This window comes from Novosphingobium aureum (assembly GCF_015865035.1).
Lineage (GTDB): Bacteria > Pseudomonadota > Alphaproteobacteria > Sphingomonadales > Sphingomonadaceae > Novosphingobium > Novosphingobium aureum.
Genome location: NZ_JADZGI010000001.1, coordinates 2734102 through 2755259, shown reverse-complemented (window position 1 = coordinate 2755259; position 21158 = coordinate 2734102). Strand labels below are relative to the sequence as shown.

The following is a 21158-nucleotide window of genomic DNA, read 5'->3' as shown; positions in this document are numbered from 1 at the left end:
CCGGGGGGTCCAAGTCGGGGGCACTTGCGGGTTTTTGGCGCGCGCGATGCACCGTTGCATCGGCCAAGATTGGTGGGTGTCGTAAGTGCAATTGCGCGGACAGGCCCGAATTCTGCGGTCTCCCGGGTCGGTCCCGTGCAAAGCGCTCCCATGGTCCAGCTGCAAGATTGCGCATGATCCGGCGCGGGGGAGAATGGGGCGCCTAGTCCTCATCCCCCTCGGCTGCCCAGATCGAGTGCGAGTCGATGCGCAGCCGGGTGAGGGCACGCAATGCCTCGCTGCGCGCTTCGGCCTCGGCGTGCAGCGCTTCGAGTACCTGCCGTTCGCCGACCAGCTCGTCACCAAGGTCGATCTCGCCGGCCCTGTAGCCCAGCCGCAGTTTCTCCAGTGCGGAGACCTGGGCTTCAAGTCCGCGCCGGGCGCGCTGCCAGGCGGTGAAGGCGTATCGCGCCCCGGTCATGTCCGAGCGGGCGCGGGCATCGACCTCGAAGCGGGTCGCGGTCACTTGCGCCATCGCCGCGCTGGCTTGTGCCTGCGCCTGTTCCGCAAGCGCCTTGCGGTGGCCACCGCCCAGCGGCATCGAGAAGGTAACCCCGGCGCCGGTCTCCTGTCCGCTGCGCTCGGAGAACAGGCGCAGTCCCAGCGTCGGGTCGGCGATGCGCTCGGCATCGGCGCGGCTGGCACTGGCGTCGGCTTGCAATGCGGTGGCATCGGCAGCGGCGATCTCGTGGCTGCGTTCGACTACGAGCTGGCCCATGCGGGCAACGGTTTCGGGGGCGTAGTCGGGGACGGGTACTTCGGGAGGCCGTGCGTCGGGCGAGAGCAGGCCGGGGAACTGGGCCAGCAGGACCTCGCGCGCGAGAGCTTCCTGTCCGGCCGAGCGCTGAGCCGCGAGACGGGTGGCTTCAAGCATGGCTTCTGCCTGGTCGGCCTCCAGCCTCGCGGCATCGCGTAGCTCGACACGGCGTTGCACTGTGGCGAGCAGGCGTTCGTATGTCGTCACGGCCTTGCGATCGATGCGCGCCTGCGCGCCTGCTGCGAGCCAGTCCCACCAGGTCTCGGCAAGCAGCAGGGCGGTCTGGTGGCGCACGTCTTCTGCGCCGTTGCTTGCGGCGAGGACGCCGTACTTGCCGATCTCCTTGTCGAGCCGGGTCTTGCCGGGCAGGCGAAAGGCGCGGGTCACTTGTCCGTCGAATTCGTCGTACGTGCCATCGAAGTCGACCGTGCGGCGCGAATAGATGCCGTTTACGGTGATCTCGTGCGGGCCGCGGGCAAGGGCGCGTGCCTGCGCGCGCGCGGCATCTGTACGCGCATGGGCGGCCAGCACGCCTGGGTGCGTGTCGAGCGCGGCGATGACGCGCGCTGCATCGGGCAGGCCCATGGCATCGCTGATCGCGACCGGCCCCGCACCGCTCGGATCGTCAATGACAGCCGGCTCGCCTGCCGGGACAAGCGGGGCGATCTGCTGGGCCGGGGCGCTCGTGGACAAAAGGACGGGCGCGCACGTGAGGAGAAGGGCAAAGACCCGGGCACGGCTGGCCATGCCAAGCGGCTGGCGCGGATCAGACATCGGTGCTGTCTCCTGCAGTCAGGGCATCGCGGTTCTCGCGGCGTTCTCCCGCTGCGCGCTCGGCGGCATTTTCGCCAAAGCGCTCGTAGAGAAGGGGGAGCAGGAACAGGGTCAGCAGGGTCGAGGAAACGAGCCCGCCGATCACCACGATGGCGAGTGGCTTCTGGATTTCCGATCCCGGTCCCGAGGCGAACAGCAGTGGGACGAGACCGAAAGCGGCAATCGTCGCGGTCATCAGCACCGGGCGCAGGCGGCGTTCGGCACCGCGTCGCACCGCATCGGACAAGGCTGCACCTTCTTCGCGCAACTGTCTGAAATAGGTCACCATTACCAGTCCGTTCAGCACGGCGATGCCGAGCAGGGCGATGAACCCGACCGAGGCGGGGACCGAGAGGTATTCGCCCGATAGCGCCAGTGAGATCATGCCGCCGACCAGCGCGAAGGGGATCATGCCGATGATCAGCAGCGAAGCGCGCATTGAACCCAGCGTCGCGTAGAGCACGACGAAGATCATCGCGAGCGAGATCGGCAAGACCACCATCAGGCGGGCCGAGGCACGTTGCTGGTTCTCGAACTGGCCACCCCACACGATGCGATAGCCGGCAGGCAGCGGCACGTTGGCGGCGACGTCGGCCTTGGCCTGTTCGACGTAGCCGACCAGGTCGCGGCCCGAGACGAAGGCCTGGACCATGGCGAAGCGCGAGCCGTTTTCGTGCTCCAGCTTGACCGGCCCTTCCGTGCGCTCGACCCTGGCAACGTCGCCTGCGCGCACCAGCTGGCCGCCGGGTGCACGATAGAGGCGGTCGGCGAAATTCTGTGCGGTCAGCGTCTGATCGTCGCCGCGGATCACGATCGGCACGCGGCGCACGCCCTCGGCCACGACCCCGGCATGGAGACCCTCGATTTGCGCGCGCATCGCGTCCTGCAGGTCCGAGATCGGCATCCCGGCACGGCCCGCAGCGACGCGGTCGATGTCGAACTGGAGGTAGTCGACCGTATCGTTGGCCATGGTCATCGCCTCGCTGGTGCCGCGGATCGCTTCGAGCCGCTGCTGGATCTGACCGGCGATGCGCGAGAGTTCGTCGAGGTCGGGGCCGAAGATCTTGATTGCCAGATCGCCGCGCGCGCCGGTCAGCATCTCGGAGATGCGCATGTCGATCGGCTGAGTGAAGCTGGGCTCGATCCCGGGCAGGTCGACCAGTGCCTTGCGCAGTTCGCCAAGCAGCCATTCCTTGTCGGGCACGCGCCACTCGTCGCGCGGCTTGAGCACGAGGAAGCTGTCGGTCTCGTTGGGGCTCATCGGGTCGAGCCCGAGCTCGTCCGAACCGACGCGGGCGATCACCTGGGTGACCTCCGGTACCTGTTCCAGAATCGCGCGCTGGACCTTCATGTCGCCCGCCACCGAGTGCTCGAGCGAGATCGAGGGCAGCTTGGTGAGCTGGACGATGACCGAGCCCTCGTCCATCGTCGGCAGGAAGGTCTTGCCGGTCACCGAATAGGCAAAACCGGTGAGGATCAGAGAAATTCCGGCGAGGGCATAGACCGTCTTGCGCCGCGTGAAGGCGCCCGCGAGCATGGCATGGTAGCGCGGCGAAAGCTGGCGCATGAGCCAGGGTTCGTGGTGCTCGTGGCCTGCCTGGCCGGAGCCTTCGGGTTCATTGCCAGCGCTGTCGCTCGCGGCCTTGGCACTGCGCCGCAGCACGAAGAAGGCGAGCACCGGGATCAGCGTCAGCGAGAGCAGCAGCGCCGAGAGGAGGGCGAGCACGATGGTCAGGGCGACAGGAGCAAAGAGCTTGCCCTCCAGACCTTGCAGCGTCAGCAGGGGCAGGAAGACCAGCGCGATGATCGCCATGCCCGAGGTGACCGGCTTGGCCACTTCGGCAGCGGCGACGAAGACCGTGTGCAGTTTGCTCTCGTGTGCATGGCGCGGATCGGACAGCCGTTCGACCACGTTCTCGACCACCACCACCGCGCCGTCGACTAGCATGCCGACCGCGATCGCCAGTCCGCCCAGACTCATGAGGTTGGCGGTCAGGCCGATGCCCTGCATGAAGATGAAGGTCAGCAGCGCCGACATCGGCAAGGCCAGCGCCACGATCACCGAGGCGCGCACGTCGCCCAGGAACAGCAGCAGCAGTACGACGACCAGCAAGGTCGCTTCGAGCAGGGCCTTCTCCACGGTGCCCACGGCGCGTTCGATCAGGTCGGAGCGATCATAGAAGACATGGACCGTCATGCCCTCGGGCAAGCTTGCCTGAAGCTCGTCGAGCCGCGTCTTGACGCCTTCGACGACCTTGGCAGCGTCCGCGCCGCGCAGGCCGATGACCAGTCCCTCGACGGCCTCGCCCTTGCCGTTCTTGGTGACCGCGCCGTAGCGGGTCAGCGAGCCGGTGCGAACCTTCGCCACGTCACCCACGCGCACGACGTGACCGTCTTGTGTCTTCACGACCACGGCAGCGAGATCGTCGAGCGTGCGGATCGCCCCGGTTGCTCGCACGATCAGCGATTCTTCGCCGCTGGCGAGGCGGCCAGCGCCGTCGTTACGGTTGGAAGCCTCGATCGCGCTTGCGAGGTCGGAAACGGCGAGCCCGGCGGCGGCCAGCGCGCCCGGCTCGGGGGCGACCTCGAAGGTCTCGACCCGCCCGCCCAGCGCGTTGACGTCGGCAACGCCCGGAACCGTGCGCAGTGCTGGACGGATGATCCAGTCGAGCGCCCGGCGTTTCTCCATCAGGTCCTGCGGGCCCTCGACGGTGAACATGTACATGTCCGAGAGCGGGGTGGAGATCGGCGCCATGCCGCCGCTCACATTTTCGGGCAGGTCGGCCATGACGCCGTTGAGCCGTTCTGCGACCTGGCTGCGCGCCCAGTAGATGTCCGTGCCGTCGGCAAAGTCGATGGTCACGTCTGCGATTGCGTACTTGGCGACCGAGCGCAGTACGCTCTGGTCGGGGATGCCGAGCATTTCCATTTCGATCGGGGCGATGACCCGGGTCTCGACTTCCTCGGGCGTCATGCCCGGAGCCTTGAGGATGATCTTGACCTGCGTGGAGGAAATGTCGGGAAAGGCATCGATCGGCAGCCGCATGAACGACCATGCGCCGAGCCCGGCAAGCACCACGGCCAGGCCCAGCACCGCGAGGCGCATCGTGAGAGCGCGTTCGACAAGCTTGCGCAGCATGATCTCAGGCTCCGCCGAGAGCGGACTTGAGTTCGGCGACGCCGCTCACCACGACCGCCTCGCCCGGTTCGATACCGGCCGAGAGGATGGTGCGTCCGGCGGCCTCGCCGACGATGGTGACCTGGCGCGGCACGAACTGCAGTTCTTTTCCAGAGCCTTGCCGAACGAAGACGGTGTCCTGTCTGTCGATGCGGGTCAGTGCCGTGGCGGGGACCGACACGCCGCTCTTGCCGCTTCCTGCAGGCGCGGCAATCACCGCGGTGACGCTTTGTCCGGGAACCAGCCCCGAACCGGGCATCGCTGCGTTGGACAGCTGGGCGCGCGCGGCTATCGAGCGGGTTGCTGGATCGAGCGAGGCGCCCACCGAGACGAGGCTACCGCGCACCGGCTCGGCGTTTCCGGGCACGTGCACCGAAATGGCCATGCCCGGACGGGCGAGGCCGGCAAGCCGTTCGGGCAATTGGAGGTCGAGCGTCAGTCTCGCGGCGTTCTCGACGAGGAAGGGGGCGATTTCGTTGCCGACCGGACTGCCGGCCTCGATCGCGACCTTCGCGACCCGGCCTGCGATTGGTGCCCGCAAGGTGCCCGAGCCGTCGCCCGACGCACCGGCCAGTGCAAGCAGGCGCCGGTTTTCCGCCACTGTCGCTTCGGTCCGACGCAACGCGGCGCGCGCCTCGTCGGCGCGGGCTCCGGCAACGACGCCCTCGCGTGCAAGCGTTTCGAGGCGCTCGGCCCGCGCCTTGTCGACTTCGAGGTCGGCGCGAGCGCGTGCGAGGTCGCCGCCGAACTGGACCGGATCGGCGGCGCGAACCTGCGCGAGCACCTGTCCCTTGGCGACCTCTTGCCCCTCGACGACGAAGACGCGCACTGCGATGCCAGCGAAGGGGGCGGCAACCGCGACGCGCGCATCGGGCGGCAAGGAAACCGTGGCCGGAACCGAGGCGAGAGGAACATCGCTGGCCGCCTTGGCCGCTTCGAGCCGAATGCCCAGCGCTTTGACCTGTGCCGCATCGAGCTTGCCGGGAGTGCCGGCAGGGGCCTGCTCGGCCTGCGGTGTAGAGGCGGGATCGGGCTTGCCGTAAAACGTGTAGCCCAGACCTGCGATCACGGCGATGGCGGCAGCGGCGCCAAGGAGAATCTTCCTGTCCATGAACACAGGGCATCGCAGGCGAACCTGACAGGAGCTTGTCAGAATGGGCTGGCATTGTCAGTTTCAGACAAGGATCCCGGACAGGTGGGCTGGTGCACGCACACGCGTTCGCCTGTCGCGCTGCGGGGCTTGTGGTCGCGGTGCATGAGGTGCCCGGCCCGGTGAAGCGCAGGTATGGCCGCGGCCATGACCGGCAAAGTGCGAAGGGGGCGGCCTGGTGCGGGTCCTTCTGGTCGAGGATGACGAGCAGCTGGCGCTTCGCCTGTCGGACAGGATGCGCTCGCACGGGTTTGCGGTCGATCTTGCGCGCTGCCGCGCGGATGCCGAGGCCTGGCCCGACATGGACAAGCTCGCCGCTGTGATCCTCGATCTCGGGCTACCCGACGGCAGCGGCATGGACTTGCTGCGCTACTGGCGCGACAGGCGTGTTGCCTGCCCGATCCTGATCCTCACCGCACGCGATACCTGGCAGGACAAGGTCGCAGGACTCAACGCCGGTGCCGACGATTTCGTGGTCAAGCCGGTGCGCTTCGAGGAACTCCTTGCGCGCATCCATGCCTTGCTGCGCCGCCAGTCGGGGCAGCGCGAGCCGGGGATCGAGGAGGCCGGGATCAGGCTCGACCCGCTTTCGCGCGAGGTCGAGTGCGATGGCGAGGCGCTGGCCTTGTCGCGCCAGGAGTTCAGGCTGCTCAACGTGTTCATGCATCACCCTGGGCAAGTGCTCTCGCAGGCCGACATCGTCGAACATCTCTACGATCTGGACTGCGAGCGCGATCACAACGCGGTCGAGGTGCTGGTCTCGCGGCTCAGGCGCAAGATCGGCAAGACGCGCATTCGCACGCTGCGCGGATTGGGCTACAGGTTCGGGTCATGAACGCGCCCTTCGAAACGTCAGCCGAAACGGCTGCGCAAGGCCGGCAGGTGTCTGCCGGCGGCAAGGTGAAAGCGCGTCTGGCCCAGCCGCGCGGGCGAAGCCGAAGCCGCCGGTTCGGCTGGAATTCGCTGCGCCTGCGTATCCTTGCCGCGGTGCTCTTGTGGACCGGACTGGGCATCGCCGGGATCTGGTATTCGGCAACCCGGCTTTTCGCAAAGCACGTGGAGGCGCAGTACCACGATGAACTGCAGGTCCACGTCAAGGAACTGGCCCGTCTGGTCGAGATCGGCCCCGGCGGCACCCTGCGTATGGACCGCCCCTTGTCTGACCCACGCTTTCTCGAGCCGATGTCGGGGTTCTACTGGCAGGTGAGTGCTGCAGGGCAGGAGACACTGCGGTCGCCCTCGATGACGCGCGGTCATCTCGATCCTTCGGTGGCCCATGCCAGCACCATTCGCCATCTGGTCGAGAACGGGCCGAGCGGTCCGACCATCACCTATGGCATGCTGCGCGAGGGCCCCAGGGGCAAACCGGTTCACTTCGTGATCGCCACCGATGTCAGGTTGCTTGACGAGATCATCGCGAGTTTCACCCGCGAGCTGACGGTCTGGCTGACGTTGCTCGCGCTTGCTTTGCTCTCGACCGGACTGGTTGCGGTTTCGTTCGGAATGCGTCCGCTCGACCGTCTGGCCGTGGCGACGGCGCGCCTGCGCAGCGGTCGCGCGGCGCGGCTCGAAGGCCGCTATCCCGAAGAGATCGCGCCGCTGGTCGAGGACCTCAACGTGTTCATCGAGCACAATCGCAAGGTCGTCGAGGAGGCGCGGGTCGAGGCGGGCAATCTCGCCCATGCCCTGCGCACCCCGCTGTCTGTGATCACCGACGAGGCCGAGCGGCTGGCGCTTGATCCGCGCACCGAGGCGACGGCGAAGGTGCTGCTGAGCCAGAGCGGGACGATGGTGCAGCAGGTCGAGTATCGTCTGGCCCGGGCAAGGGCTGCCGCGAGTGGGGCCGGACCGGGAGCCTTCAGCACCCCCGGAGAGGTGCTGGGGCCGGTCCTCTCCGCGCTGCAGCGGCTTCACCGCGAACGGCACTTCGTGTTCGAGGCCGGAGGCTGCGAAGAAGCGATCCTGCGTATCGACCCGGTGGACTTGTCCGAACTGCTCTCGATCCTGCTCGACAATGCGGCCAAGTGGAGCCGCGAGGAAGTGCGCGTGATGCTGGCGCGCGATGCCGGTTCGCTCACCGTGCGCATCCGCGACGATGGTCCGGGCCTGACGCGCGAACAGATCGGGCAGGCCTTCGAGGTCGGAACCCGTTTCGACGCGCAAACGCCCGGCTTCGGTCTCGGTCTCGCCATCGCGCGCGACATCGCCTTGGCCAATGGCGTCGGCCTCGAGCTCGCTCCGGTTGCGGACGAGGGTGAGGGCGCACCCGCCGGGCTCGATGCCCTGGTAAGCATCCCGCTGGCGCGAGCCGACGAACAGGGCTGATCGCACTGCATTACGCTGCGTATCCAGGATGCACGGCGCAGCGCTCTCAGCACGGTTCATTTCGATCCGCCCCGGCGGCCCAGTCGCGATCAATGTGCGATAAAATACCTTTATAACAATGCCTTGAGATAAATTTTCAAGTCCCGGAACTTTGCCGTCTTGCATTCCTGCGCGAATCGGTCATTGTAATGAAAACGATGATCATTTGGGTCGGGCAACGGCGTTCGACCACTGGCACAGCGATTGAGCAAGGGCTTTTTCCTTGGTGAGATTCTGTGTCCGGGCCCTTTGACGGGGCAACGATGATCGCGGGAGATTACACTTTCCAAGTGGCCGGGCGTTCCGCTCTCTCCTCCTCCTGGGCGGCCGGCTATTCGGACACCGCTTCCCCGCTGCACGCAGCGGCGGGGAAGCGGCTTCACGCACCACACCAGCCAGCCGGAGCCCCGTTTACGTGGAACATAGTGCCATTCTCTCCATGGACATGTGCGAGATCGCCGAGGCCATTGCCGCGGGCGAGCTGAGCGCGCTCGAGGCTGTCAGTGCGGCACTCGCACAGGCGGCTGCCCGCGCCGATGTCAATGCCGTGGTAGCCCTCGAGGCCGAGGATGCGCTCGAGCAGGCGCGTGCCTGCGATGCCGAGGCGGCGCAAGGGCGCCTGCGCGGGCCTCTCCACGGCGTGCCGATGGCGCACAAGGACATGTTCTACCGTCCCGGCAAGCCGACCGAGGCTGGATCGAGGATCTGGAAGGGCCACTATCCCCAAGGCGCTTCCCCGCTGGTGGACCGGCTTGAGGCTGCTGGCGCGATCACCATCGGCCGCCTGCACATGGCCGAGTTCGCGATGGGACCGACCGGGCACAACGCGCATCTGGGTCGCTGCCGCAATCCGCTGCTTGCCGAGGCGATCTCGGGAGGGTCTTCCTCCGGTTCGGGTGCCGCCGTCGGGGCGCGTATCGTCACTGCCGCGCTGGGCTCCGATACGGGCGGTTCGGTGCGTTTGCCTGCGGCTTTCTGCGGTGTGGCCGGGCTCAAGCCGACCAATGGCCTGCTGCCGCTCGAGGGCATGATGCCGCTCTCGCACACGCTGGACACAGCGGGACCGCTGGCGACCTCCAGTCGTGCACTGGCCCGGCTGATGAGCGTTCTGGCTGCTGATGGAACCGACTATGAGAGCGGTCTTGGCGCCGTGCTCGACGGGGTGCGCATCGGCGTGCCGACCAGCTACTTCATCGAGGGGCTCGATCCGCGCGTGGAGGCGGCCTTCACGGCAGCGCAGGAAGCCTTCGCCGCGCTTGGCGCGCAGGTCGTTGCGGTAGATCTCCCCGACCAGAGCGGTTATCCGCAGATCGCGGGCAATGTATGGTCGCCCGAGGCTGCCAGCTTTCACGCGTCCCATCTTGCCGAGCGTTCGCACGATTTCGGCGAGCAGGTCCGCAACCGCCTCCTCGCCGGCGCAGCCGTCGGGACCGACGGCTATGAGGCCGCGCTCGGCCTGCGCGAGAAGGCCCGCAGCGACATGCTGGCCGGTCCTTTCGCCCAAGTCGACCTTCTGCTTACCCCGGCAACCCGCATGCCGGTGCCCTGGGCCCACGAGGTCGATGCGACCGGCGGCGAGGAAATGCAGGCGATGGTCGGCGAGGTCTCGGCACTGACCCGCACAATTTCGATGCTCGGTTTCCCGGCGCTCGTGACCCCCATGGGCATGGACGAGCGCGGGTTGCCGCTGGCGCTGCAGCTGGTCGGACCTCCGCAATCCGAGCAGAGCCTGCTCAATGCCGGACACGCCTTCGAGACAGCCCTAGGCTGGATCGATCGCATCGCGAAATCGCACTCTCACTCCCAACCCTAAGTCTACCTGGAGAGCTCCATGGATATCGGCCTTTTCATTCCCATCGGTAACAACGGCTGGCTGATCTCGGCGAATTCGCCGCAGTACAAGCCCAGCTTCGCGCTCAACAAGCAGCTCGTCCAGGCGGCCGAGGGCTACGGCCTCGACTTCGCGCTCTCGATGATCAAGCTGCGCGGCTTTGGCGGCAAGACCGAGTTCTGGGACTACAACCTCGAGAGCTTCACGCTGATGTCGGCGCTCGCCGCCTGCACCAGCAAGATCAAGCTCTTCGCCTCGACTGCGATCCTGACCCTGCCGCCCGCACTGGTCGCGCGCATGGCGACGACCATCGACTCGGTCGCTCCGGGCCGCTTCGGCGTCAACATCGTCACCGGCTGGGCCAAGGGCGAATACGACCAGATGAACATGTGGCCGGGCGATGCCTACTTCGGCTATCGCTATGATTACGCGAGCGAATACGTGCAGGTCATGAAGGACCTGTGGGACGAGGGCAAGAGCGACTTCAAGGGCGAGCACTTCCAGATGGAAGACTGCCGCCTCCTGCCCAGCCCCGAAGGCAAGATCGAGATCGTCGGTGCCGGCCAGTCGGACCGCGGCATGGAGTTCGTGTCGACCTACGGTGACTACAACTTCATCACCGCGGGCGGCATCAACCAGCCGACCCAGCACCGCCCGCAGGTGGAGCGCCTCGTCGCAGCCGCCGAGAAGACCGGCCGCGACGTGGGTGCCTACATCCTGTGCATGGTGATCGCCGACGAGACCGACGAGGCCGCGATGGCCAAGTGGGAGAGCTACAAGGAAGGCGCCGACGTCGATGCACTGGCGTGGATGGGCGTGCAGGGCAGCGCCGACAAGACCGCAGGCGATGGCTCGACCGCGCGTCACATCAACCTGCCCGAGGGCGCGGTGAACATGAACCTTGGCACTTTCGTCGGTTCCTACGAGACCGTCGCCAAGCTGCTAGACGAGGCTGCCTCGATCCCGGGTACCAAGGGCATCATGCTCACCTTCGACGACTTCGTTAAGGGCCTCGACGATTACGGCCAGAAGATCCAGCCGCTGATGAAGTGCCGCGCGGATCGTCTCATCAGCGCCTGATAACCTTCTCACCCTGATGGTTCGCTGTCCCCGGACCATCTTACATGCTGCCGGTCACGTTGCCTCGACGAGGCGCGTGGCCGGCTCTTTTTTCTCGCATTCCGGAAGACCGCCGCGGGTGCGACCGAAACGACAGGAACGACGATGACCGAGAAACTCAGTGACGCGGCGCTGCGCCAGCTCTTCCTCGATGCGCGTTCGCGCAACGCGTGGCGCAAGGAAACCCTGCCCGAGAGCACCTGGCGCGAACTCTACGACGTGCTCAAGATGGGGCCGACTTCGGCCAACGTCAGCCCGGCGCGCTTCGTGTTCATCACCAGCGACGAGGGCAAGGCCCGCATCGCTCCGCTGATGAGCAAGACCAATGCCGACAAGAGCATGGATGCGCCCGCGATCGTGATCATCGCGCACGACATGGCTTTTGCAGAGCAGATGCCGTTCCTGTTCCCGCACAACGACACCGCCAAGTACTGGTTCTCCGATCCGGCGGTGCGCGACGAGACGGCGATGCGCAATTCGAGCCTTCAGGGCGCGTACCTGATGCTTGCTGCACGTGCTCTCGGCCTCGACTGCGGCCCGATGTCGGGCTTCGATGCCGCAGCGGTGGATGCGGAATTCTTCGCTGGCACGCAGCTGCGCACCAACTTCATCTGCACGCTGGGCCACGGCATCGACGAGCCCTTCGAGCGCCTGCCGCGCCTGCCCTTCGAGGAAGCCTGCAAGATCGTGTAACGCGCTCTCGGCTTGCGCCGACGACACAAGGGCCGGCCTCGTCGCGGATGAGGTCGGCCCTTGTTGTTCGGGAGTAAGCGCAGAGGCCTCAGGCCCGGCGTGCGTCGAAGGCCGCCTTTGCCGCGACCAGCGCGCCTAGCCCTGAAATCCAGCTTACCAGCAGGAAGCTGGTGCCGTAGTCCCCGCAGGCCTCGTAGATCAGGGCAAGCCCGGCGGGGCCGATCATGACCCCGAGGAAAGTGTAAACCAGCGCACCACCAACGACCCGTCCCGCATCTTCGGGGGCGCAATGGTGCGTGCATTCGGCGAGGACGACACCGTTCCAGCCGCTCATGCAGAACCCGAAAACGCACAGCACCGCGATCTGAACGGCGGCGGGCAGGGCATCGAGCTGCCACAGCGCAATCATGCAGCCCATCGAGACCGCACCGATCACCGCGAGCATGGCGAAGCCTCCGAAGCGGTCGGCCAGCGCACCCCACGACACGCGTCCGAAGACACCGCAGGCCTGCGTAGCACCGGCGACGGCACCGGCCCCGACCAGCGTCCAGCCGTGTTCGACCAGCATCGTGACGGCAAAGGCCGAGAGCGAGAGCTGGATCGAGGAATAGAGCAGTCCCAACAGGGCCAGCACCCGTATCGGTGCGCTGCCCCAGACCAGCTTCTGCTCGTAGACAAAATTGCGCCACAGCTTGCCTCGCGCCGGTCTCCAGCCAATCGGCTGGCCGCCTTTCGCCTGAAGCACGCCGATCATCGCAAGGCAGGGCAGTGCGGTCAGTGCGAGGGTTGCCTGCCAGCCGATCAGTGGGGCGAGCGCGGGAAAGAGCATGCTGGCGATGATCGCGCCGATCGGCACGCCTGCCTGCTTGATCGAGAAGATCAGCGAGCGGCGCTCGGGCGGGGTGACCGCGCCGAGGATCTGCGCGCTGGCGGGGTTCTGGACGCCATAGCCGATCCCGATCATCAGGGATGCCGCGAGCGCCATCCACACGTTCGCGCTCGCCAGCAGGACAAGCGCGAAACCGAAGCAAAACAGCGCAAGCTGCTCGATACGAACCGGGCCACGGCGCTGGATCAGCGTACCGGCACTGGCGCTGGCCAGCATGCCGGCGGCGTAGATCAGGCTGATCTGGTAGCCGACGTAGTGCGGGGCGAGCCCGAAGTCGGTGGCGACCAGCGGCGCGATGCCGGTCATCGCCAGAGCCGTCGCGGTCGAGAGAATCTGGATGGTCGTCGTCGTGGCCAGCGCCGAGGCAATGGAAGGCGCGGCTGCGCGGGATGGGGCGGCGATGGTCGGGGGCGATGGGCTCATTGCCAAGAGCGTAGTGTAATGCTTTACATATGCCAATGGCCAATTCACACTGCCTTTCGCAGGGCGGATCGTCAGGCATGGCGAATCGTGCAAGTCCGCTTGAAATAATCGGCAGTAAACCGTCGGAACGGGTCCGGAGAAGCAATGACACACCAAGATCATCCCAAGCCTGCCACCATGGCTGTGGAACAAGCACTGCGCCGCATCGCCAAGCGTGACGGTGAGGTGCGCGCCTGGCTCCACGTGGACGGAGAAGGAGCACTGCAACGAGCGCGCGAACTCGATGCGATCGAGGGCGCGCGCGGTCCGCTTCACGGACTCTCTATCGGGGTCAAGGACGTGATCGGCGTTTCCGGGATGCCGCTCACGTACAATTCGCCGCTCTTCACCGGACAGGTCGCGAGCGCCGATGCGCCTTGCGTTGAAACCTTGCGCGCTGCGGGCGCGGTAATTCTGGGCAAGACCGACACTACCGAATTCGCCGCTGCCGGGCGCAACGCGGCCAGCGCCAATCCCCATGACCTCGCGCGCACGCCGGGCGGCTCTTCGGCCGGTTCGGCTGCGGCGGTGGCCGACGGGCATGTGCCGTTCGCACTCGCGACCCAGACCGGCGGCTCGACGATCCGTCCGGCCAGTTTCTGCGGTATCCACGGCTTCAAGCCGAGCTGGGGGCTGGTCAGCCGCGAGGGCGTCAAGTTCTACGCCAACAGCCTCGACACTGTGGGATGGTACGCGCGCTCACTGGCAGAGCTCGACCTACTGTGTGAGGTGTTCGATATCGCGGAAGCCGCTACCGACAGCGTCGGCGATATCTTGCGCATCGGTTACTACCGCACGCCCTGGTGGGACGAAGTCTCGGCCGACGGCAAGGAAGCGATTGATGGCGTCGTCGCTGCCATGGCGCGGGCCGGGATCGAGATGGTCGCCATCGACGAATTGCCCGAATTCGCGCAGCTCAACGATGACCACCGCGTGATCCTGTTTCGCGAGGGCGCGGCGGCCTTCCTCAACCTTGCCTGGTCTCAGCCCGAACTGCTCCACGCCGATTTCCACCTGCGCGTCGATTCGATGCAGCAGTACAGCGATGCGCGGCTGGTCGAGGCGCACGACCGTGCCGCGATGGCGCGGATTGCCTTCGAGAAGGCGATTGCCGGGCTTGACGCGGTGCTGGCGCCCAGCGCTCCCGGGATCGCCCCGCTGGGGCGCGGGCCCGGTGAGCCCAGGTTCAACCAGCCTTGGACGCTGCTCCACGCGCCGGTCGTGAACCTCCCGCTCGCGCGCGGTGCGCATGGCATGCCGGTCGGGGTCTCGCTGGTAGCACCGCGTTATCACGACCGCCGGTTGCTCAAGGTCGCGGGCGAGGTGGAGACGCGGCTGGCCGACGTCGGCGTGACTCCGACCGACGCTGGCTTGCCGGAAACCTAGGTGCCTAACTGCGCGGAGCAGCCGTGGATTCGCGAACGATCAGGCGGTGCGGGAGGGTGACCTCGCGCGCCGTCTGGTCCTGCTGGAGCAGGCGGTCGAGCATCAAGCGCATCGCCGTCTCGCCGATCTCGGCGGTGGGTACGTGGATCGTCGTTAGCGGCGGGCTGGCAAAGGCGCCGAAGCGCAGGTCATCGAAACCTGCCACCGAGACATCGCCTGGCACCGAGATGCCGCGATGCTGCAGCGCGCTCATCACGCCGAGCGCGGTTTCGTCACTCGCGCAGGCGACAGCGGTGAATTTCACACCCGAATCGAGCAGGCGGATCATCGCGTCGTAGCCCGATTGCAGCGAGAACTCGCCTTCCTCGACGAGCGCTGGATCGAATTCTATCCGCGCGCGCATGAGGCCCAGCTTGTATCCGGCGCTGCGATCCTTGGACATCTGTTGAGCCATCGGTCCGGTGATGCAGGCGATGCGGGTGTGACCGAGTTCGCGCAAATGGCTGACCACGAGCGCACCTGCCTCGACGTTGTCGATGGTGACGCGCGGGAGGTCGAGCTCGGGCGGGTATTCGCAGGCCGCCACGATCGGCGGGATAGTGCCCGTGGTGGGCGGATTGCGAACCACGTCGGGAAGATTGTTCTCGAGCAGGATCATGCCGTCGGCCTGCTTGCCCGCTATCATCGAGATGTAGCTGTTGAGCGTGCTGACGTCGCCCTCGGTGATGCCGAGCAGCACGCGCATGTTGTTGGCGCGCGCCACGTTCTCGATCCCCTGGACGAAGGCCGAGGTGAACGGGTTGTAGATGCTCGGTACCGCGACGATCACGTTGTCGCTGCGCTGGCGGCGAAGCCCTGCGGCGAGGTGGTTGCGCTCGTAGTTGAGCTCGGCAATCGCGGCTTCGATCTTCTCGATGGTCTTGGGGCGAACGATCGCGGGATTGGAAAGCGCGCGAGAGACCGTCGCAACCGATACGCCGGCGTGCCGGGCAATGTCCTTGATGTTCGCCATACGGATGTAATCGATACAGGCACGGCGGCAATGCGGCAAGTATCGCTGCGTAGAGAACCGCGAATAACTTCGCGATTACCCTTATGCGGACTCTTCCGAGGCTTGAGAAAACCGCCTTTTTGGCGCGCGCCTACTTCAGTCGTCTGCGATGCGTTCGGCGGCTAGCCAGGCAAAGGCGATGGCCGGACCATTGGTATTGCCCGAGATCGCAGTCGGCATGGCCGAGCAATCGGCGACGTAGAGACCCTCGACCCCGTGAACGCGCAAGTTCGCGTCGACAACGGCGCTGCCGCGCGGACCCATGCGGCACGTGCCGGTGCCGTGCAGGCCGGTGGAGAGCATCCAGTCGGACGCCTTGGTCAGTTCCTCGTCACTGGCGATGTCGGCGCCGGGCACGGTCTCTTCGCCGAGATAGGGGGCAAGCGCGGGCGCTGCCATGATCTCACGCACCTTGCGGATCGCCTTGAGGATCGTCTCACGGTCAGCCTCGTCGGCGAACCAGCACGGCACCAGCCGGGGAGGGGCTGCCGGGTCCTTCGAGGCCAGTTCGACATAACCGTGGCTCTTGGGGCGCAAGCAGAATGCGGTTGCGGTGATGCCCGGCACGGCCTCGGTCTGGCCGCGTCCGGCTTCGGGCTTGTCGTCCGAGGAGGCGGCCATGGAATAAGGCGAAATGCCGATCTGCAGGTCGGGCCAGCTCTCGGAAGCCTCGAGCGAGGCCATGATCGAAACCTCGGGCAGCAGTGAGGCCATCGGCCCCTTGCCGGTGAGCATGTAGCGCAGGCCGTGCCAGTAGGGTTTCCAGCCGCGGAACTCGGCGTTGAGCCCCTTGGCATTGTGCAAGCGCCAGCTCATCGCGAACATCATGTGCTCGTTCATGTTGCGCCCGACTGCGGCGTTCTCATGCACGATGTCGATGCCATGTTTCCCAAGTACCTGCGCCGGGCCGATGCCCGACAGCTGGAGCAGCTTGGGGCTCTGCAGCACGCCCGCGCTGAACACCGTCTTGGGCGCCGTGAAGGTCACCTGTCGCCCGTCGACCTCGGCCTCGACACCGATGGCGCGCTTACCCTCGAACACCGCGCGGCGCACGAGGACGCCGGTCTTGACGGTGAGGTTGGGGCGCTTGCCTGCATCGGCGAGGAATGCGGTCCATGCGGTGACCCGGTTGCCACGTGCATCGACGGTTTGCTGGGTCGGTCCCGCGACCTGTGTTGCCGGAGTGTTGACGTCCTCGAGCACGGGAATGCCGCTCTGGCGCGCGGCCTCGAGCACGGTGTCGGTGAGTTCGCCGTCACCGGGGACGCGGGTTACCTGCATCGGCCCCTTGCGCCCGCGTCCGGCGTAGTCGCCGATACCGCGGTAATCCTCGAGCTCGGTATAGGCGCGCTCGATCGCAGCCCAGTTCCAGCCCCCGTTGCCTTGTGCTTCCCATTCATCGAAGTCGCGCGGCTGCCCGCGAAAGTACCATGTGCCGTTGACCGCGCTCGAACCGCCAAGGCCCTTGCCGTAGAACCAGGTCTCGTCCGCTGGGCGGCCCGCCTGCGGCTCGGCGGGGAAGGGCCAGTACCACTTGGGCTTCGACCAGATCTTCACCATGCCGCGCGGCATGCGCACGAAGAGTTCCTCGTTGCGCCCGCCCGCCTCGAGCAGGAGGACCTTCCTGGTGCCGTTGCGGCTCAGCCGGTCGGCGAGGACGCAGCCAGCCGAGCCGGCACCGACGATGATATAGTCGAACGCGGTTTCCATGTTGGGGGCCTTCAGTTCGAGTGGGTCGCAGGCGAGACTTCGCCGCGCTCGTAGGCGGGTGCGAAGCGGAACAAGGCGAGGCTGAGGCCCATCACCGCAAAGGCGGCGGCAGGCAGCCAGACGTGGCCTGCGGTAATGGCGGTCACGACCGCCGGGGTGGGGGCCAGCGCTGCGTCGTAGGCGGCAAGGCTGAGGAACCAGGCACCGGCTGCACCGCCGACGCTCATGCCCAGCTTCACACCGAAGCTGGAGGCGGCGAAGAGGAAGCCCTGCGCCCGGTAGCCTGAGCGCCATTCGCCGTAATCGACCGCGTCGGCCATGAGCGAGAACAGCAGGCCGCCGATGAGGCCCTGGCCGAAGTAGGCAGCGATGTTCATGCCGATCTGCCAGGCATGGCTGTCGGACATCGGGATCAGCAGCGTGAACACGGTCGCGATCGCAGCGCCGATAGCGCCGGTCATGCGCTTGCCTATGGTGTTGGCGACGATGCCCGCAAGCCCGGTCCCCACGAGAACCGAGAGCATGGTCAGCATGAGCGGCGAGACGAAAGCCTCGTCGCCCAGCACGTTGTTCACGAAGTAGACGAAGGACTGCAGGTGTCCGGTGAAGCCGACCCAGAAGCAGAAGTTGACCAGCATCGTCGCGATCCAGGGCCAATTGCCGCGGGTGGCGTGAAGCGACTGGGCCGTCGTCAGCTTGCTCGGGCTCTCGTCTGCCTCGGCGCGCTCGCGCGTGTTGAAGAAGGCGTTGAGCATGGCGGCGAGGGTGATGACGCCAAGGATTACCGCGAGGACGAAGAAGCCGTGCGCCTCCTGCCCTGCACCGAAGGCCTTGACCAGCGGCAGCGCGGCGTAGCCGATACCGACGGTCGCCGAGGAGCCGAGGAATTCACGCAGGGCATTGATGGTGTTGCGCTGGCGCGGGTCGCGGGTGAGCGTGGGCAGCATCGAGTTGAGCGGCAGGCTGACCGCCGAGTAGAGGATGCCGAGCAGGGTATAGGAGCCGAAGATGAAGGCGATCTTGGCCCAGCCGTCGAGCGGCGGCGCCCAGAACACGATGGCCCCGCACACGGCGAAAGGAACGGCGAGCCACAGCAGATAGGGGCGATGCTTGCCCCAGCGGGTCTGCGTCCGGTCGATCAGGAGGCCCATGAAGGGGTCGAACACCGCATCGACCGCGCGCGCGATCAGGAACAGCGAGGCGACCGTCCCGGCGCTGACCCCGTAGATGTCCGTGTAGAAGTAGAGCAGGTAGGCGTTGGTCATGCCGAACGGCAGGTTGACCCCGAAGTTGCCCAGCCCGTAGCTGATCTTCTCGCGCCAGGTGAGGGGCGTGCTCATGCGCTGGTTCCCAGAGCCTGTGTCGCGTTCTCGAGCACCTTGCGGGCGACGACGAGCGAGCGTTCGATCTCGCGCTGCGGGTCGGCCACGGCGTCGATCTCGAGGATTGCCCATTCCATCGCACCCTCGATTGCCTGCGCGCGTGCGAGCATGAGCTGCGCCCAGCGGTTAAAGTCGACCTTGCCGTCGCCCAGCGCACAGAAGTAGGGGCGATGCGCCTCGTGGACCTTCTCGTCGATGGGGATGTTGATCGGCATCGGTCCTCGCGCATCCTTCCAGTGCGCGATGGCGACGCGCTCTGCATGGCGCTCGACGATCGCGTTGGGTTCGCCCCCCGATAGCAGGATATGCGCGGCATCGGGACAGAAGCCGACGTAGACCGGGTCGGTCATGAGCAACATGAGGTCGATGTCGCGCGGCTGGCAGAAGGTCGAGTGGGCCTCGGTGTGGAGCGTCAGGCGCACACCATGCGCGAGCGTCGCGGCGCCCAGACGGTTGGCGAAGTCGGCGGCCTTGGCGCCATAGGCTCCGTCGATGAAGACCGGGGGCTGGACGTTCCAACTGGCGCGCATCGGCAGGCCGATGACCATGACCGAAGCGCCCCAGGCCTTGAGGCGGCGGGCGAGCGTCTCGCCATCGGCAATCCAGCGGGCCTCGCGCTCGGGATCGCCGATACCGCCCTCGATCGCGACGTCGGGGAAGAAGCCGCTGGCGATGGCAAGGCCGCGGCGAGCCAGCTCGGCCCCGGCGGCCTCTTCGCTACCGTAGGCGGCGACGAGATCGTTCGAACCGAACGGAGAGAAGGTGAGCTCGATCCCGGTGACGCCGGTGCCTTCGAGCGCGTCGAGCATGCGGTCCCAGAACATGCGGGGCTCCGCCTTGCCCAGTTCGACAACCTCGGATTCGGTCTCGAGATCCCAGAATCCGGGGTGGAAGAAGGTGATGAGATCGACGCCGAAGCTGAGCATTTCGTGATTACCTTGAGATCAGAGCCAGCCTGGCAACGGGTGCGGATGGCAAAATGTAAACCTTTTCTTTTGACTGGAAAGCGTGAATCCGAGCGTTTGTCAAGAATGGTCTCGAGCGCCTTGTGCACGGCTGGCGTTTATGGTTAGGTCGATCCATGGTATCGTTTTCATCGGTGCTCGGGCCGTGCCCGGCGTATTGCGCCCAGGCGAAGCGCGGTCCGGACCGGTGCAGGAAAGGGAATTCACATGGTCGAATTCAGCAGCGCCCGGCGCATCAGGATGGGGCTTGTCGGTGGCGGGCCGGGGGCCTTCATCGGCCCGGTCCATGCCATGGCAGCGCAGCTTGATGGCAGGATCGATCTCGTCGCCGGGGCTTTCAGTCGCGATCCGGCCCGCAATGCCGAGGCAGCGCAGGGCTACGGGGTTGCGCCGGATCGCGCTTATGCGTCAGTGGAAGCGATGGTGGCGGCAGAAGCTGCGCGCGAGGACGGCATCGATTTCCTGACGGTGGCGACGCCCAATGCGCACCATCTGCCCGCCGCGCGCGCTGCTATCGAGTCGGGTATCGCGGTGATGAGCGACAAACCGATGACCGCGACGCTGGAAGAGGCACGCGAGATCGTCGCGCTACTTGCCGATAAGCCGGTGCCCTTCGGCCTGACCTACACTTATTCGGGCTATCCGCTGGTGCGCGAGATGCGTGCGCGCATCGCTGCCGGTGCGATCGGCAAGGTGCACAAGCTGGTGGTCGAGTACAACCAGGGCTGGCTAGCCGGGGCCGCCGAGGGCCAGCAGGCCGAATGGCGCATGGATCCCAAGCGCGCGGGGCTTGGCGGTTGTATCGCCGACATCGGCGTCCACGCCTTCCAGCTTGCCGAGTTCGTCTCGGGGCATCGCGTCAGCCGGATCAATGCCGATCTCGGCTCGGTGGTCGACGGGCGTGTGCTCGACGACGACTGCCAGATGTTCCTGCGTTTCGACAATGGTGCGCGTGGATTGCTGATGGCCTCGCAGGTGATGACCGGTGAGGGCAATGACCTCGCCTTGCGCATCTATGGCGAGACCGGAGCCTTCCGCTGGTCGCAGGAGAACCCCAACCGCTTCGAATGGCTCAAGGGCGATGGCGGCATGGAAGTGGTGCGCGCCGCCGATCCCACGCTCGGCCCGGTGGCCTTGCGCGGCACGCGGCTTCCCGGCGGACACCCTGAGGGGCTGCTCGAATCGCTCGCCAACCTCTACGGCGAATTCGCCATGACCTTGCGCGGCGAGCCGGGTTCGCTCGTGCCCGACGCGAACGAGGGCCTGCGTGGCATGGCCCTGATCGAACGCGCGGTCGCCGCCAGTCGCGAGCAGAGCGGCTGGGTCGACTTCATCGTCTGAAATCACAAGCTTCCGCTGAAGGGAGAGA

The 21158-nt window shown here is 66.4% G+C and carries 15 protein-coding genes; 7 read left to right on the top strand and 8 right to left on the bottom strand.

The window, feature by feature from the left end; translation table 11 throughout:
* Window positions 1–202: 202 nt before the first annotated feature.
* Genes I5E68_RS12790 through I5E68_RS12780 form a run of 3 tightly spaced genes read right to left on the bottom strand, consistent with a single transcriptional unit; the run spans window position 203 to window position 5898 of the window.
* Window positions 203–1570 (bottom strand): TolC family protein, encoded by a 1368-nt coding sequence (locus tag I5E68_RS12790; protein WP_228726971.1) that lies wholly within the window; start codon window positions 1568–1570, stop codon window positions 203–205.
* On the bottom strand, window positions 1563–4748 hold the full coding sequence (locus tag I5E68_RS12785) for an efflux RND transporter permease subunit (RefSeq protein WP_197164231.1): 3186 nt from the start codon (window positions 4746–4748) through the stop codon (window positions 1563–1565). The genes I5E68_RS12790 and I5E68_RS12785 overlap by 8 nt, the downstream gene beginning before the upstream one ends.
* A 4-nt stretch (window positions 4749–4752) precedes the next feature.
* Window positions 4753–5898 carry an efflux RND transporter periplasmic adaptor subunit gene (locus I5E68_RS12780; protein WP_197164229.1) on the bottom strand — a complete coding sequence of 382 codons (1146 nt, stop codon included), beginning with the start codon at window positions 5896–5898 and terminating at the stop codon, window positions 4753–4755.
* A 217-nt stretch (window positions 5899–6115) separates the two neighbouring features.
* Here I5E68_RS12780 and I5E68_RS12775 point away from each other — a divergent pair, with 217 nt between their 5' ends.
* From I5E68_RS12775 to I5E68_RS12755, 5 genes are all read left to right on the top strand, one after another.
* Window positions 6116–6772, top strand: coding sequence for a winged helix-turn-helix domain-containing protein (locus I5E68_RS12775; RefSeq protein ID WP_197164227.1), 657 nt, complete (start codon window positions 6116–6118; stop codon window positions 6770–6772).
* On the top strand, window positions 6769–8262 hold the full coding sequence (locus I5E68_RS12770) for a sensor histidine kinase (RefSeq protein ID WP_197164225.1): 1494 nt from the start codon (window positions 6769–6771) through the stop codon (window positions 8260–8262). The genes I5E68_RS12775 and I5E68_RS12770 overlap by 4 nt, the downstream gene beginning before the upstream one ends.
* 454 nt (window positions 8263–8716) lie before the next feature.
* A complete protein-coding gene (locus I5E68_RS12765; RefSeq protein WP_323982162.1) occupies window positions 8717–10114 on the top strand; it encodes an amidase in 1398 nt (465 codons plus the stop codon).
* 18 nt (window positions 10115–10132) lie between these two features.
* A complete protein-coding gene (rutA, locus tag I5E68_RS12760; protein ID WP_197164222.1) occupies window positions 10133–11212 on the top strand; it encodes a pyrimidine utilization protein A in 1080 nt (359 codons plus the stop codon).
* A 144-nt stretch (window positions 11213–11356) separates the two neighbouring features.
* Window positions 11357–11944 carry a malonic semialdehyde reductase gene (locus I5E68_RS12755; protein ID WP_197164220.1) on the top strand — a complete coding sequence of 196 codons (588 nt, stop codon included), beginning with the start codon at window positions 11357–11359 and terminating at the stop codon, window positions 11942–11944.
* Window positions 11945–12032: 88 nt separating this feature from the next.
* On the opposite strand, the gene I5E68_RS12750 is transcribed toward I5E68_RS12755, so the two are convergent.
* Complete coding sequence (locus tag I5E68_RS12750; protein ID WP_197164218.1) at window positions 12033–13256, bottom strand: MFS transporter; 1224 nt, start codon at window positions 13254–13256, stop codon at window positions 12033–12035.
* Between the two features lie 144 nt (window positions 13257–13400).
* Between I5E68_RS12750 and I5E68_RS12745 the strand changes: the two genes are divergently transcribed.
* A complete protein-coding gene (locus I5E68_RS12745; RefSeq protein WP_197164216.1) occupies window positions 13401–14681 on the top strand; it encodes an amidase in 1281 nt (426 codons plus the stop codon).
* A gap of 4 nt (window positions 14682–14685) precedes the next feature.
* Here the strand turns inward: I5E68_RS12745 and I5E68_RS12740 are convergent, their stop codons facing one another.
* The 4 genes from I5E68_RS12740 to I5E68_RS12725 all read right to left on the bottom strand — a co-directional run bounded on the left by I5E68_RS12740 (window position 14686) and on the right by I5E68_RS12725 (window position 19750).
* A complete protein-coding gene (locus I5E68_RS12740) occupies window positions 14686–15693 on the bottom strand; it encodes a LacI family DNA-binding transcriptional regulator (RefSeq protein WP_197164214.1) in 1008 nt (335 codons plus the stop codon).
* 135 nt (window positions 15694–15828) lie between these two features.
* Window positions 15829–17442, bottom strand: coding sequence for a GMC family oxidoreductase (locus tag I5E68_RS12735; protein ID WP_197164212.1), 1614 nt, complete (start codon window positions 17440–17442; stop codon window positions 15829–15831).
* 11 nt (window positions 17443–17453) lie between these two features.
* The gene (locus I5E68_RS12730; protein ID WP_197164210.1) at window positions 17454–18782 is read right to left on the bottom strand and encodes an MFS transporter; all 1329 of its coding nucleotides are present in this window, start codon (window positions 18780–18782) and stop codon (window positions 17454–17456) included.
* A complete protein-coding gene (locus tag I5E68_RS12725) occupies window positions 18779–19750 on the bottom strand; it encodes a sugar phosphate isomerase/epimerase family protein (RefSeq protein WP_197164208.1) in 972 nt (323 codons plus the stop codon). Before I5E68_RS12725 ends, I5E68_RS12730 begins: the two co-directional genes overlap by 4 nt.
* 246 nt (window positions 19751–19996) lie before the next feature.
* On the opposite strand from I5E68_RS12725, the gene I5E68_RS12720 reads away from it, so the two are divergent.
* Window positions 19997–21130, top strand: coding sequence for a Gfo/Idh/MocA family protein (locus I5E68_RS12720; protein ID WP_228726970.1), 1134 nt, complete (start codon window positions 19997–19999; stop codon window positions 21128–21130).
* Window positions 21131–21158: the final 28 nt, after the last annotated feature.